Source organism: Pseudomonas alcaligenes (assembly GCF_014490745.1).
Classification (GTDB): domain Bacteria; phylum Pseudomonadota; class Gammaproteobacteria; order Pseudomonadales; family Pseudomonadaceae; genus Aquipseudomonas; species Aquipseudomonas alcaligenes_C.
This window is the reverse complement of sequence record NZ_LZEU01000001.1, coordinates 3,575,730-3,587,660: the sequence shown is the minus strand read 5'-3', so window position 1 is coordinate 3,587,660 and position 11,931 is coordinate 3,575,730. Positions and strand designations below refer to the sequence as shown.

Below are 11,931 nucleotides of genomic sequence, written 5' to 3'. Positions count from 1 at the left end.
CGCGTTAGACCCAGGTGTTGAGCTGCAGGGTGCGCTGGCTGACGCGGATGAACTGCTCGCTGGCCTGTTGCAGCAGGGCGAACTGGTCGACGCGCAGCTCGTAGCCGGGATGGCCTTCGGCTTCGCAGTGGTAGACCGTCTGCTCGCTGTCCTGGCGCAGGCAGTGGTAGCGCAGGTGGCGGGTCTCGACGCGCAGGCTGAGCAGGTCGACGTGGGCCACTGCGAGCTGGGCGCTCTGCCCGTGTTCCAGGGCACAGCGCTGCAGGGCAGGGGTGTGGGTGAAGGGTGAGGCGGAGAGCATCACCTGCTGGCAGGCGTGCAGGTCGGGGCGTGGCTCGCCGTTGAGGAACCACTGGCCGCGCAGGTCGCGGTGCAGTTCCAGGCTGCGCGGGCCGTGGTTGTCGACCTTCAGCCAGAGGCGGCGGAAGCGCCAGCGTTCGTCGCACTTGAGCACGTAGGTGGCGGCGATGCTGTTGCCGCGCACGCTTTGCAGCAGATGGCTGCTGGCGTTGATGCCGTTGCTGTCGATGTCGAGACTGAGGTGTTCCACCCCCGGATTGTCCCAGGGTTTCCAGACCAGGCTTTGCTGCATCCTTGCACTCCACGGCTCAAGGGCCGGGCGCCTGCGTCGGCATCCTGCCAACGACTCCCAAGGGCGTCCCGGCGCTCAGGTACAGGCAGGATACGGGGCTTGGCCGGGCCTGTCTGTCAGCCAAAGCCGACAGTCAGGCAACTTCTTGCGCAGTTCAAAATCTGTTCAAAGTCGTGCGAGCTAACGCCGGATGGCCGACGCACAGCTCAGACTTTGAACGATTTTTCAGGCCTTGCGGGTGAGCGCTTGCTGGGCGAACTGCACGCCACTCAGGCCGGTGTCCTGCAGGGCGCGGATATTGCCGTGGTCGCTGCCGTCCGGGCTGGCCAGCACGGAGCGGTAGTGCTCACCGAAGGCGCGCAGGGTTTCTTCCAGGCTGAAGCCTTCGAGCAGGGCCAGGCCGAGGGTCTTGCACGAGCCTTCGTTCTGCCCGGCGGCGTTGTCCACGCTGCCGTTGCGGAAGGCGCTGGGCTGGTAGTCGTAGTGCTCGGCGACGAAGGCCAGGGTCTCGGCGAAGAGGAACTGCTCGCTGTGCAGGCGGGCGCGGAAGTCTTGCAGGGTCATCAGTGTTTTCCTTGGTCGAAGGCGGCCTGTTGTTCGGCGCTGGCTTCTTTCTGGTATTTGGCTTTCCACTCGGCATAGGGCATGCCGTAGATCTCCTCGCGCGCCTCTTCGATGCTGACGCTGACCTCGAGATCATCGGCGGCGGCCTTGTACCACTTGGACAGGCAGTTGCGGCAGAAACCGGCGAGGTTCATCAGGTCGATGTTCTGCACGTCGGGACGCGAGCGCAGATGCTGGATCAGGTTGCGGAAGGCGGCGGCTTCCAGTTCGAGACGTTCTTGATCGGTCATGACGGGCTCCCGGTCGACTGCGGTGGCGCAGATGATAGAAGGCTCGGCAGAGGCCAGCAATGCCCCGCGCCTGGGGCGCAGGGCAGCCGGCGAGGGGCTTAGCGGTGGGCGGCGAGGGTGATCGACACCGAGTCGGCGAAGCGCAGGGCATGCAGCTTGTCGACCTCGACCTCGGCATAGCGCACGTCGGGGTTGGCCATCACCAGGTCGAGAATCTCCTGGGTCAGGCGCTCGAGCAGGGCGAAGCGGTTTTCCTCGACATGGCGGATTACCGCCTTGGTGATGGTGCGGTAGTTCAGCGCATGCTCGATGTCGTTGTCGCGCACCGCCTCGTTGGCCGGGTAGAGGATGGTCAGGTTGATCAGGACATCCTGCTTGTTGAGGATTTCCTCTTCCTTGATGCCGATGTAGGTGCGCAGGCGCAGATCCTTGACGCGGATACGCGCCATACCGGGTTCCAGTCGCGGCATTTACTTGCTCCGTCCGATCAGTTGCAGAAACTCCTGGCGAGTGTTGCTGGACTCGCGGAAGGCGCCCAGCATAACCGAAGAACTCATCACCGAATTCTGCTTCTCCACGCCGCGCATCATCATGCACATGTGCTGCGCCTCGATCACCACGGCCACGCCGGCGGCGTGGGTCACGCTGTGGATGGCGTCGGCGATCTGCTTGGTCAGGTTTTCCTGGATCTGCAGGCGCCGCGCATACATGTCGACGATGCGCGCCACCTTGGACAGGCCGAGCACCTTGCCGGTGGGGATGTAGGCCACGTGGGCCTTGCCGATGAAGGGCAGCAGGTGGTGCTCGCACAGCGAGTACAGCTCGATATCACGGACGATCACCATTTCGTCGGTGTCGGAGGCGAACAGCGCGCCGTTGACGATCTCCTCCAGCGATTGCTGGTAGCCGTGGCAGAGGTACTGCATGGCCTTGGCGGCGCGTTCGGGGGTATCGCGCAGGCCCTCGCGCTGAGGGTCTTCGCCGAGACCGAGGAGAATCTCCCGGTAGTGTTGCGGCAGTTGCGAATTCATGTGGGGAATCCTCGTGGCGGCCTTAGACGAGGTGGCGGCCGCCATTGATGGTGAGCGTCGTGCCGGTGACATAGGGGTTGTCCAGCAGGTAGCGCAGGCTGTGGTAGACGACTTCGGCGCCGGGCTCCATGGCCATCGGCGTTTCGCCCAGGCGCTTGGCGCGGTAGGCCGCGTCGTCGCCTTCGTTGAACAGGATCAGCGCCAGGGCCATGCCGTTGACCTTGATGCCCGGGGCGAAGCGCGCGGCGAAGCTCTGGGTCAGGCTGTCCAGGCCGGCCTTGCTGGCGCAGTAGGCCGGGCGCTTGGCGCTGCCCTTGCGCGCCACGTCATCGCTCAAGTGGATGATGTCGGCCGGCGTCGAGCGGCGCAGCAACGCTTCGCAGTGCAGGTTGATCAGGTAGGGCGCGAGCATGTGCACGTTGACCATCTGCTGGAACACCCGGGCTTCGTCACCCGGAGTTTCCGTCAGCCAGTCGGAGGCGTTGTGGACAATGGCACGCAGGCTGTCGGTGTGGCTTTTCAGCGCGTCGATGAAGGCCAGGATACCGGCCTCGCTGGCGAAGTCGGCCTGCAGGCCAATGGCGCCGCGCTCGCGTAGCTGCTGCACGCCGGCGCGCTCGCTGCGGTAACTGAAGATCACCGGCTGGCCATCGTCGAGCAGGCGATGGGCGCAGTGCAGGCCCACGCGCTGGCCGGCGCCGGTGATCAGGATGGGTGCAGCGCAAGCGCTCATGAAGGCCTCGATCGGGGCGCGCCGGGTAGCAGGCACGGCGCGCGACTCTGTCGAGGCACGTTAAACCAGGCCCTGCCGGCGTACAACCATGCGCAGTGTGCGGGTTTGTCCGCGCCTCAGCGCGCCGGCAGGGGCTGTGCTGGCCTGGGCGCGACGTTGCGCGGTTGCAGCCAGGGTTCGAGCAGGTGGGTGGACAGCGGAATGAACCAGTAGGTCATCAGCGGCGTCAGGATCAGGGTGCTGAGCAGCACGCGCAGCAGCAGTGGCCACTCGGCCATGAAACCGCCGCACAGCAGGTTGAAGGCCAGCGACACCGGGAAGAAGGCCAGCCAGATGGCTACGCTCTGTTTCCACCGCGGCGGCCGGCGCAGGGCATTGCCGAACCAGGCGTCGAGGCCACGCACGCGCTGTTCCTGTGGCTGGGCGAACAGCCCGCTGCCGCGTTGCAGCCAGGTGCGGCGCGAGGCGGAGTGCTCCCAGGTGCTCAGGGTACTTTCGTCGGCGAAGCGGAAGACGATCTGGAATTCATCGTCGTCGGGCGGCGGTGCCAGCACGCCGGAACCCAGGTAGCCGGGGAAGTCGGCGGCGAGTTGCTGGCCTTCATGCAGCCAGGCGCGGAAATCGTGGAAGCACTCGCGGGGCACGCGGCGTGCCACCAGCATGGTGACGGGAGCGGCAGACATTGTGTATCTCCAGACGGCTGGCGCTGCCCGGGTAGGGCGGCGCGGAATACGGCGCCGGGGTGATGGCGCCGCATAGCGGAACAGGCAAGGATTATTCCTGTTTTGCCGGAATTAGCCAGAGCCTGCGGACGCTGGCCGGCTGCAGTTCGTCGGCTGCTGGCTGGCTGCACCTGCAAGGAGCAGGCGGCGCGCGCTGGGCATTTCAGGCCCGCCCAGTGGCTGGGGTACACTGGCTGCGATCCCATCCGGTGATACCCCAGACCATGACCGAGCCCGCGCGCACCGCTACCGCCTCCGACTCCCTGCAGCACGAAGAGCTGTTTCCCATCCGTGACGTGGCGCGGCTGACCGGGGTCAACCCGGTCACCCTGCGGGCCTGGGAGCGCCGCTACGGGTTGATCCAGCCGACCCGCACCGACAGCGGCCACCGTCTCTACTCGGCGGCGGATATCGACACGGTGCGCAGCATCCTGGCCTGGATCGAGCGCGGTGTGTCGGTCAGTCGGGTGGGCAAGATCCTCGCCCGCAGCGGGGCGATCCGCACGCCGCTGACGCTGCAGGGGGCGGGCCCGGACAACGCCTGGGGCGAGTGGCAGGGGCGCATCCGCGAGGCCGTGGCGGCCTTCGACGGGGTTGCCCTGGCGCGGCTGTATGACCAGCTGCTGGCCGGCAGCTCCGTGCTGGAGCTGTTCCAGGAGCTGTACATGCCGCTGTGGCAGGAGCTCCTGCTGCGCCGCGACGAGCCAGGGCAGGTCAGCGAATGGCTGTTTCTCGACGGCTTCCTGCGTGCCCGCGTTTTGCAGCGCCTGCAGCTGAGCTGCGGGCCGACACCGGTGCTGCTGGCGGCCTTGCCCGGCCAGTGCCGCGAACTGGAACTGCTCGTGGCGGGCCTGCTGCTGGGCTCGCCGGGGCTGGCCCTGCAGGTGCTCGGGCCTGGCCAGCCGCTGGCCGAGTTGCCACTGGTGTGCGAGCGGCTGCGCCCGCAGGCGCTGGTGCTGTTCTCCAACCAGCCGCCAGCGGCCGACTTCGGCCAGCAGCTGCGCCACCTGGCGCTGTCGCTGCAGTGCCCGCTGCTGCTGGCGGGCGACGCCGCCGACCTGGCCGAGGAGGAGCTGGCCGGCAGCCCCATCGCCTGCCTGGGCAACGAAGGCGGCCTGATGCAGCAGCGCCTGCAGCAGTTTCTTGCCGGTCATTTGGATACCTGACGGCTCGCATCGCCCATCCTGCAGGCATAAAAAAGCCCGGCACTGGGCCGGGCTTTTTTACGTCAGCGCTGGGGCTTACTTCACTTCCACCGCCAGGCTTTCGGCGATCTTCTTGTTCCAGATCGCCGGGCCGGTGATATGCACCGACTCGCCGCTGGTGTCGACCGCCACGGTAACTGGCATGTCTTTCACTTCGAACTCGTAGATCGCTTCCATGCCCAGTTCGGCGAAGGCCAGCACCTTGGACTTCTTGATCGCCTGGGCGACCAGGTAGGCGGCGCCGCCGACGGCCATCAGGTACACGGCCTTGTTGTCCTTGATCGCGTCGATGGCGATCGGGCCGCGCTCGGACTTGCCGATCATGCCCAGCAGACCGGTCTGTTCGAGGATCTGGCGGGTGAACTTGTCCATGCGGGTAGCGGTGGTCGGGCCAGCCGGGCCTACCACTTCGTCACCGACCGGATCGACCGGGCCGACGTAGTAGATGAAGCGGCCTTTCAGATCGACCGGCAGCTGTTCGCCCTTGTTCAGCATGTCGACCATGCGCTTGTGCGCGGCATCGCGGCCGGTGAGCATCTTGCCGTTGAGCAGCACGGTCTCGCCCGGCTTCCAGCTCTGCACTTCTTCCGGGGTGATGGTGTCGAGGTTGACGCGGCGCGCGCTCGGGCCGGCTTCCCAGACGATTTCCGGGTAGGCGGACAGATCCGGCGCTTCCAGTTCGGCCGGGCCGGAGCCGTCGAGCACGAAGTGGGCGTGACGGGTGGCGGCGCAGTTGGGGATCATGCACACCGGCAGGCTGGCGGCGTGGGTCGGGTAGTCCATGATCTTCACATCGAGCACGGTGGTCAGGCCGCCCAGGCCCTGGGCGCCGATGCCCAGCTGGTTGACCTTGTCGAACAGCTCGAGGCGCATTTCCTCGATCTTGTTCTGCGGGCCGCGAGCCTTCAGTTCGTGGATGTCGATGTGCTCCATCAGCACTTCCTTGGCCATCACCGCGGCCTTCTCGGCGGTACCGCCGATGCCGATGCCGAGCATGCCCGGCGGGCACCAGCCGGCACCCATGGTCGGCACGGTCTTCAGCACCCAGTCGACGATCGAGTCGGACGGGTTGAGCATGGCCATCTTCGACTTGTTCTCGGAGCCGCCGCCCTTGGCCGCGACGTCCACTTCCACCTTGTCGCCGGGGACGATGGAGTAGTGGATCACCGCCGGGGTGTTGTCCTTGGTGTTCTTCCGCGCACCGGCCGGGTCGGCCAGGATGGAGGCGCGCAGGACGTTTTCCGGCAGGTTGTAGGCGCGACGCACGCCTTCGTTGATCATGTCGTCGACGCTCATGGTGGCGCCATCCCAGCGCACGTCCATGCCGACCTTGACGAACACGGTGACGATGCCGGTGTCCTGGCAGATCGGGCGGTGGCCGGTGGCGCACATGCGCGAGTTGATCAGGATCTGCGCCATGGAGTCGCGCGCGGCCGGCGATTCTTCCTTCAGGTAGGCCTCGTGCATGGCCTGGATGAAGTCGACGGGGTGGTAGTAGGAGATGAACTGCAGGGCGTCGGCGACGCTCTGGATCAGATCGTCCTGTTTAATCACGGTCATGCAAGCGCTCCTCTAGTACGGGAACATCTATAGGGAAGCACCGGACCACGACCCGGCGCAGAAAATGGCGCGGCAGTATAGCGCGAGCAGGCGGTGCGGCACAGCCGCCGGGCAGGGCTATTGGTCGAACATCGCCCAGTGGGTGGCCTAGGAATTTTGTGATCACGGGCGTAGAGTTGGGCAAGGTGCCAGTACGGGATGGAGCCCATGAGCACGAGCAGTCCACGGGTTACAAAGCGAAGCCTGCAAAGCCTGCTGCTGAAGCGATTCGGCATGGCGGTGGCCACTTATGGCCTGGTGCTGGCGCTGCTGTGGGTGGCGCAGCTGAGCGGCCTGTATGGTGGCGCGCTGCTCTGCACGGGCCTGGTACTGGTCTCGCAGCTGGTCTTCTTCGGCCTGTTCCGCAGCGGCTACAACCTGCGCTTTCGCGACCCCAGCCTGACCGAGGCACAGATCCTGGTCGGGCTTACCCTGCATACCTTGTTGCTGGCCCAGCTCGACAGCGGTCGTGGCACCCTGCTGCTGTTCTATGTGGTGATCCTGATGTTCGGCGTGTTCCAGCTGCGCCCACGGGTGTTCACCCGTTGCGCGGCCTTCGCCTTCTTCGGTTTTGCCAGCCTCAATCTCTGGGAAGGCTACCAGATGCGCCTGAGCGCGCCTGGTCTGGCCCTGCTACAGAACTGCACACTGTTCGTCGCCCTGGTCTGGCAGAGCCTGTTCGCCAGCTACGTGCAGGCCCTGCGCCAGCGCATGCGCCAGCGCCGCTATGCGCTGCAGGCGCACCAGGACACCCTGCGCGGGATGATGCGCCAGCTCGAAGACCTGGTGGCCACCGACGAGCTGACCGGCCTGTTCAACCGCCGACATTTCCTGCGTCTGGCCCTGCGCGAGCTGGAAAGTCTCGGCGGCGGGCGGCAACATGGCCTGGCGCTGATCGACCTCGATCATTTCAAGCGCATCAACGATGTGCATGGCCATGCCGCCGGCGACCGCGTGCTGCAGACCTTCGCCGCCGTGGCGCGGGCCTGTCTGCGTGACGGCGATGTGCTGGCCCGCTATGGCGGTGAGGAGTTCGTCCTGTTGTTGCCCAATACCGATGCCGACCAGTTCACCAGCTGCTGCGAGCGCCTGCGCGAGGCCTTTGCCAATGCCGAGCCGGTGGGTGTGCAGGTGAGCAACCTCAGTCTGTCCGCCGGCATGACCCTGCTGGCCGAGGGCGATGACCTCGACGAGGCCCTGCAGCGGGCCGACCAGGCGCTGTACCGGGCCAAGCGCGGCGGGCGCAACCGCTGCGATGCGGCCTGGGAGGGCGCCGGTGCCTGAGATTCGCGCCGCCGGCCAGGCCTGGTCGGTGACTCCCGGTAGCAACCTGCTCGATGCCCTCAACGGTGCCGGCTTGCGCGTGCCCTACAGCTGCCGCGCCGGTAGTTGCCATGCCTGCCTGGTGCGCTGCGTGAGCGGTACCCCGCAGGACAATTCCCCCGAGGCCCTGGATGCCGAGCGACAGGCCGCCGGCTGGCACCTGGCCTGCCAGTGCCAGGTAGTGGAAGACCTTGGCGTGGAACTCTTCGACCCGCGGCACGATGGCCTGCCGGCGCGAGTCGCCGCACTCGACTGGCTGGGCGGCGATGTCCTGCGTCTGCGCCTGCAGGCGGAGAAACCGCTGCGCTACAGCGCCGGCCAGCACCTGGTGCTGTGGACGGCCGGCGGGGTGGCCCGACCCTATTCGCTGGCCAGCCTGCCGGGCGAGGAGCCCTGGCTGGAGTTCCACCTCGACTGCCGCCAGCCCGGTGCGTTCAGCGATGCTGCCCGTCTGCTGCAGGTGGGTGACGGGCTGCGCCTGGGCGAGCTGCGTGGCGGCTCCTTGCACTACGACCCGGACTGGCACGAGCGGCCGCTCTGGTTGCTGGCCGCCGGCACCGGCCTGGCGCCACTGTGGGGCATCCTGCGCGAGGCACTGCGCCAGCATCATCAGGGCCCGATACGGCTCATTCACCTGGCCCATGACGCCAGCGGTCACTACCTCGCCGAGCCGCTCGCGGCGCTGCGTACAGAGCATCCGCAGCTGCAGGTGGAGCTGCTGACGGCGTCCGAGCAGGCGGCGTTTTTGGCGGAACTGCGGCTTGTCTCGCGGCAAACCATCGCCTTACTCTGCGGCTCTCCCGCCAGCGTGGAAAGTTTCGCGCGCCGCCTCTATCTGGTCGGCGTGCCGCGCAACCAGGTGCTGGCAGACGTCTTTCTACCCCACGCGTAGGCCACGCTCCCGGCGCCTGCGCGCGCAAGGAGTTGCAATGAGCGAACATGTACTGGTCGAGCGCGACGGCGGTCTGCTGACCCTGCGCCTGAACCGTGCCGACAAGATGAATGCGCTGACCCGCGCCATGTACAGCCAGATGGCCGAGGTGCTGGATGCGGCCAATACGGACGCCAGCGTACGGGTGGTGCTGATCACCGGCGGCGCCGAGTGCTTCACCAGTGGCAACGATGTGGCGGATTTCCTCCAGGCACCGCCGACCGGCCTGGACAGCCCGGTGTTCCAGTTCATGCGCGCACTGTTCGACTTCGGCAAGCCGGTGGTGGCCGCCGTCGCCGGCCCGGCGGTGGGTATCGGCACCACCCTGCTGCTGCATTGCGACCTGGTCTATGTCAGCCACGACGCCAAGCTGAAGATGCCCTTCGTCAACCTCGGCCTGTGCCCGGAGTTCGGTTCCAGCCTGATCCTGCCGCGCCTGCTTGGCCAGGCCAAGGCGGCCGAACTGCTGCTGCTCGGCGAAAGCTTCAATGGCGAACAGGCGGCGCAGTGGGGCATCGCCAGCGGCGTGCTGCAGGGCGGCCCGGCGACTCTGGCCAAGGCGCGCGAGATGGCGGCACGCTTCCTCGAACTGGCACCGTCGGCGGTGGCCGACAGCAAGCGCCTGATGCGTACCCCGGGGCGCGAGGAGCTGCGCCGGGCGATCGAGGAGGAGGGCACGCTGTTCGGCCAGCGCCTGCGTTCGCCGGAGGCCATCGAGGCGCTGTCGGCATTCATGCAGCGGCGCAAACCGGACTTCTCGAAGTTCGCCTGACTGCTTGTACCCCTCTCCCGTCGGGAGAGGGGAAGGGGTGAGGGGCCAGTAAGCGACTCGCTGCCAATCCCTCACCCCGGCCCTCTCCCAAAGGGAGAGGGAGAAACGAAAAAGGCCGCTCATCGAGCGGCCTTTTTTTTGCGCCTGGCATCAGACCAGCGGATCGCCCACGTGGAGGATCTTCATGGTGTTGGTGCCGCCGGTGCCGTGGTAGCTGTCGCCCTTGGTCAGGATCACCCAGTCGCCCGGCTCGACCACGCCCAGTTTGAGCAGCTCGTCCACCGCCGCCTGGCTGACCTTGTGAGCCGGCAGCGAGGCCGGGTCGAACGGCACGGTGTAGACGCCGCGGAACAGCGCGACGCGGGCCTGCGCCTCGCGGTGCGGGGTGAAGGCGAAGATCGGGATCGACGAACGGATGCGCGACATGATCAGCGGGCTGTAGCCGCTCTCGGTCAGGCTGATGATCGCCTTGACGCCCGGGAAGTGGTTGGCGGTGTACATGGTCGCCAGGGCCACGCTCTCGTCGCAGCGCTCGAACTGGCGACCGATGCGGTGGCCGGATTTCTGGCTGATCGGGTTCTTCTCCGCACCCAGGCACACGCGGGCCATGGCCTGTACCGCTTCCACCGGGTATTCGCCGGCGGCGCTTTCGGCCGAGAGCATCACCGCGTCGGTGTAGTCGAGCGCGGCGTTGGCTACGTCGGACACCTCGGCACGGGTCGGCATCGGGCTGTGGATCATCGACTCCATCATCTGCGTGGCGGTGATCACCGCCTTGTTGTAGCGACGGGCGTGGGCAATGATCTTCTTCTGGATGCCGACCAGCTCGGCATCGCCGACTTCCACGCCGAGGTCGCCACGGGCCACCATCACCGCATCGCTGGCGCGGATCAGGCCGTCGAGGGCGGCATCGTCGGCCACCGCTTCGGCGCGCTCGATCTTCGCCACCAGCCAGGCGGTGCCGCCGGCTTCGTCGCGCAGGCGGCGGGCCAGTTCCATGTCGGCGGCATCGCGCGGGAAGGACACGGCCAGGTAATCGACCTCCATCTCGGCGGCCAGCTTGATGTCGGCTTTGTCCTTGTCGGTCAGGGCTGGTGCAGTCAGGCCGCCGCCACGGCGGTTGATGCCCTTGTTGTCGGACAGCGGGCCACCGATGGTCACCCGGCAGTGCAGCTCTTCGGCGCCCTTGAGCTCGACCTGCATGACCACGCGGCCGTCGTCGAGCAGCAGTTCGTCGCCGACGTCGCAGTCCTGGATCAGCGCCGGGTAGTCGATGCCGACCACTTCCTGGGTGCCCGCGGTGCGCGAGTGGCTGGAGGACAGGCGGAACAGGTCGCCTTCCTTGAGTTCGATGCGCTTGCCTTCGAATTTGGCGATGCGGATCTTCGGGCCTTGTAGGTCGCCGAGCAGGGCGACATGGCGCCCGTGCTTGGCCGCCAGCTCGCGCACCAGCTGGGCGCGCGCCTTGTGCTCGTCGGGCGTACCGTGGGAAAAGTTCAGGCGGGCCACGTCGATGCCAGCCAGAATCAGCTGTTCGAGAACCTCCGGCGAGTTGCTGGCAGGGCCGAGGGTGGCGACAATCTTGGTACGGCGCAGGGTCATGCGGATCACTCCAGTATTACGGCTGGGCGCAGGCTACTACGGCAAAACACTGTAGTCATTGTTCGCCTGCACTACCTCGCAATGGCCCGAGCAGAGCCTTTGCCTCGTCGGCCGGCTGGAGAAATCCAGAATGCAGTCGATAGCCTGCACTACGGAGGAGTTTCCCATGCGTACCCTGATCATCCTCGCCGCGCTGCTGACCCTGGCTGGTTGCACCCGCGTCAGCCTCGATCGTCACCTCGACGAGGCCTACCGCCATTACGACGAAGGCAAGTGCGAGGAGGCCATGCTCGACCTGTCGCGCGCCGAGCGCAACAGCCGCTCGCGCAGCTATGTGCAGCCGGAAATCTCCCTGCTGCGCGGCCAGTGCCTGGAGCGGCAGAACCTGTTTGTCGATGCGGCGCGCACCTACGAGTTCATCGTCTCCCGCTACCCGGCCAGCGAATACGCCTACCGCGCTCGTGCCCGTCTGGAAACCCTGCAGCAGCTCGGCCATTACCGCGACGGCGAAGTCGCCAAGAGCAGCCCGGCACCGCTCTGAATTGGCGCTTTAGGCCTCTGTCAGCG

General features: G+C 66.7%; 14 protein-coding genes. 5 read left to right on the top strand and 9 right to left on the bottom strand.

Annotated features, from left to right (window positions below; all coding sequences use genetic code 11):
- Positions 1-4 precede the first annotated feature (4 nt).
- The 7 genes from A9179_RS16375 to A9179_RS16345 form a co-directional block, all read right to left on the bottom strand.
- The gene (locus A9179_RS16375) at positions 5-592 is read right to left on the bottom strand and encodes a putative glycolipid-binding domain-containing protein (protein WP_187807276.1); all 588 of its coding nucleotides are present in this window, start codon (positions 590-592) and stop codon (positions 5-7) included.
- A 225-nt stretch (positions 593-817) separates the two neighbouring features.
- Entirely contained in the window at positions 818-1,156 is a 339-nt protein-coding gene (locus A9179_RS16370; RefSeq protein ID WP_187807275.1) for a HopJ type III effector protein, read from the bottom strand.
- A complete protein-coding gene (locus A9179_RS16365) occupies positions 1,156-1,446 on the bottom strand; it encodes a DUF1244 domain-containing protein (RefSeq protein ID WP_187807274.1) in 291 nt (96 codons plus the stop codon). The genes A9179_RS16370 and A9179_RS16365 overlap by 1 nt, the downstream gene beginning before the upstream one ends.
- A gap of 98 nt (positions 1,447-1,544) precedes the next feature.
- Complete coding sequence (folX, locus tag A9179_RS16360) at positions 1,545-1,916, bottom strand: dihydroneopterin triphosphate 2'-epimerase (RefSeq protein WP_187807273.1); 372 nt, start codon at positions 1,914-1,916, stop codon at positions 1,545-1,547.
- A complete protein-coding gene (gene folE, locus A9179_RS16355) occupies positions 1,917-2,477 on the bottom strand; it encodes a GTP cyclohydrolase I FolE (RefSeq protein WP_223123231.1) in 561 nt (186 codons plus the stop codon).
- Between the two features lie 22 nt (positions 2,478-2,499).
- Positions 2,500-3,210: a dihydromonapterin reductase gene (gene folM / locus A9179_RS16350; RefSeq protein ID WP_187807271.1), complete on the bottom strand. Its 711-nt coding sequence runs from the start codon at positions 3,208-3,210 to the stop codon at positions 2,500-2,502.
- A 116-nt stretch (positions 3,211-3,326) separates the two neighbouring features.
- Positions 3,327-3,893 carry an antibiotic biosynthesis monooxygenase gene (locus A9179_RS16345; RefSeq protein ID WP_187807270.1) on the bottom strand — a complete coding sequence of 189 codons (567 nt, stop codon included), beginning with the start codon at positions 3,891-3,893 and terminating at the stop codon, positions 3,327-3,329.
- Positions 3,894-4,156: 263 nt separating this feature from the next.
- On the opposite strand from A9179_RS16345, the gene A9179_RS16340 reads away from it, so the two are divergent.
- The gene (locus tag A9179_RS16340) at positions 4,157-5,098 is read left to right on the top strand and encodes a MerR family transcriptional regulator (RefSeq protein ID WP_187807269.1); all 942 of its coding nucleotides are present in this window, start codon (positions 4,157-4,159) and stop codon (positions 5,096-5,098) included.
- Positions 5,099-5,173: 75 nt separating this feature from the next.
- Here A9179_RS16340 and A9179_RS16335 read toward each other — a convergent pair whose 3' ends face one another.
- Complete coding sequence (locus A9179_RS16335) at positions 5,174-6,697, bottom strand: fumarate hydratase (RefSeq protein ID WP_187807268.1); 1,524 nt, start codon at positions 6,695-6,697, stop codon at positions 5,174-5,176.
- Between the two features lie 207 nt (positions 6,698-6,904).
- Between A9179_RS16335 and A9179_RS16330 the strand changes: the two genes are divergently transcribed.
- The 3 genes from A9179_RS16330 to A9179_RS16320 are packed head-to-tail and all read left to right on the top strand — an operon-like array spanning position 6,905 to position 9,762.
- Positions 6,905-8,020 (top strand): GGDEF domain-containing protein, encoded by a 1,116-nt coding sequence (locus tag A9179_RS16330; RefSeq protein ID WP_187807267.1) that lies wholly within the window; start codon positions 6,905-6,907, stop codon positions 8,018-8,020.
- Positions 8,013-8,951 (top strand): iron-sulfur-binding ferredoxin reductase, encoded by a 939-nt coding sequence (locus A9179_RS16325; RefSeq protein ID WP_187807266.1) that lies wholly within the window; start codon positions 8,013-8,015, stop codon positions 8,949-8,951. Before A9179_RS16330 ends, A9179_RS16325 begins: the two co-directional genes overlap by 8 nt.
- 37 nt (positions 8,952-8,988) lie before the next feature.
- Entirely contained in the window at positions 8,989-9,762 is a 774-nt protein-coding gene (locus tag A9179_RS16320) for an enoyl-CoA hydratase (protein ID WP_187807265.1), read from the top strand.
- Positions 9,763-9,912: 150 nt separating this feature from the next.
- Here the strand turns inward: A9179_RS16320 and pyk are convergent, their stop codons facing one another.
- Positions 9,913-11,364: a pyruvate kinase gene (pyk, locus tag A9179_RS16315; RefSeq protein ID WP_187807264.1), complete on the bottom strand. Its 1,452-nt coding sequence runs from the start codon at positions 11,362-11,364 to the stop codon at positions 9,913-9,915.
- A 166-nt stretch (positions 11,365-11,530) separates the two neighbouring features.
- Here pyk and A9179_RS16310 point away from each other — a divergent pair, with 166 nt between their 5' ends.
- Positions 11,531-11,905 (top strand): tetratricopeptide repeat protein, encoded by a 375-nt coding sequence (locus A9179_RS16310; protein ID WP_187807263.1) that lies wholly within the window; start codon positions 11,531-11,533, stop codon positions 11,903-11,905.
- The last annotated feature ends 26 nt before the right edge of the window (positions 11,906-11,931 follow it).

Coding starts and splice junctions, on each gene's coding strand:
- A9179_RS16375 (WP_187807276.1), bottom strand. CDS start 592: ATGCAGCAAAGCCTGGTCTGGAAACCCTGGGACAATCCGGGGGTGGAA.
- A9179_RS16370 (WP_187807275.1), bottom strand. CDS start 1,156: ATGACCCTGCAAGACTTCCGCGCCCGCCTGCACAGCGAGCAGTTCCTC.
- A9179_RS16365 (WP_187807274.1), bottom strand. CDS start 1,446: ATGACCGATCAAGAACGTCTCGAACTGGAAGCCGCCGCCTTCCGCAAC.
- folX (WP_187807273.1), bottom strand. CDS start 1,916: ATGCCGCGACTGGAACCCGGTATGGCGCGTATCCGCGTCAAGGATCTG.
- folE (WP_223123231.1), bottom strand. CDS start 2,477: ATGAATTCGCAACTGCCGCAACACTACCGGGAGATTCTCCTCGGTCTC.
- folM (WP_187807271.1), bottom strand. CDS start 3,210: ATGAGCGCTTGCGCTGCACCCATCCTGATCACCGGCGCCGGCCAGCGC.
- A9179_RS16345 (WP_187807270.1), bottom strand. CDS start 3,893: ATGTCTGCCGCTCCCGTCACCATGCTGGTGGCACGCCGCGTGCCCCGC.
- A9179_RS16340 (WP_187807269.1), top strand. CDS start 4,157: ATGACCGAGCCCGCGCGCACCGCTACCGCCTCCGACTCCCTGCAGCAC.
- A9179_RS16335 (WP_187807268.1), bottom strand. CDS start 6,697: ATGACCGTGATTAAACAGGACGATCTGATCCAGAGCGTCGCCGACGCC.
- A9179_RS16330 (WP_187807267.1), top strand. CDS start 6,905: ATGAGCACGAGCAGTCCACGGGTTACAAAGCGAAGCCTGCAAAGCCTG.
- A9179_RS16320 (WP_187807265.1), top strand. CDS start 8,989: ATGAGCGAACATGTACTGGTCGAGCGCGACGGCGGTCTGCTGACCCTG.
- pyk (WP_187807264.1), bottom strand. CDS start 11,364: ATGACCCTGCGCCGTACCAAGATTGTCGCCACCCTCGGCCCTGCCAGC.
- A9179_RS16310 (WP_187807263.1), top strand. CDS start 11,531: ATGCGTACCCTGATCATCCTCGCCGCGCTGCTGACCCTGGCTGGTTGC.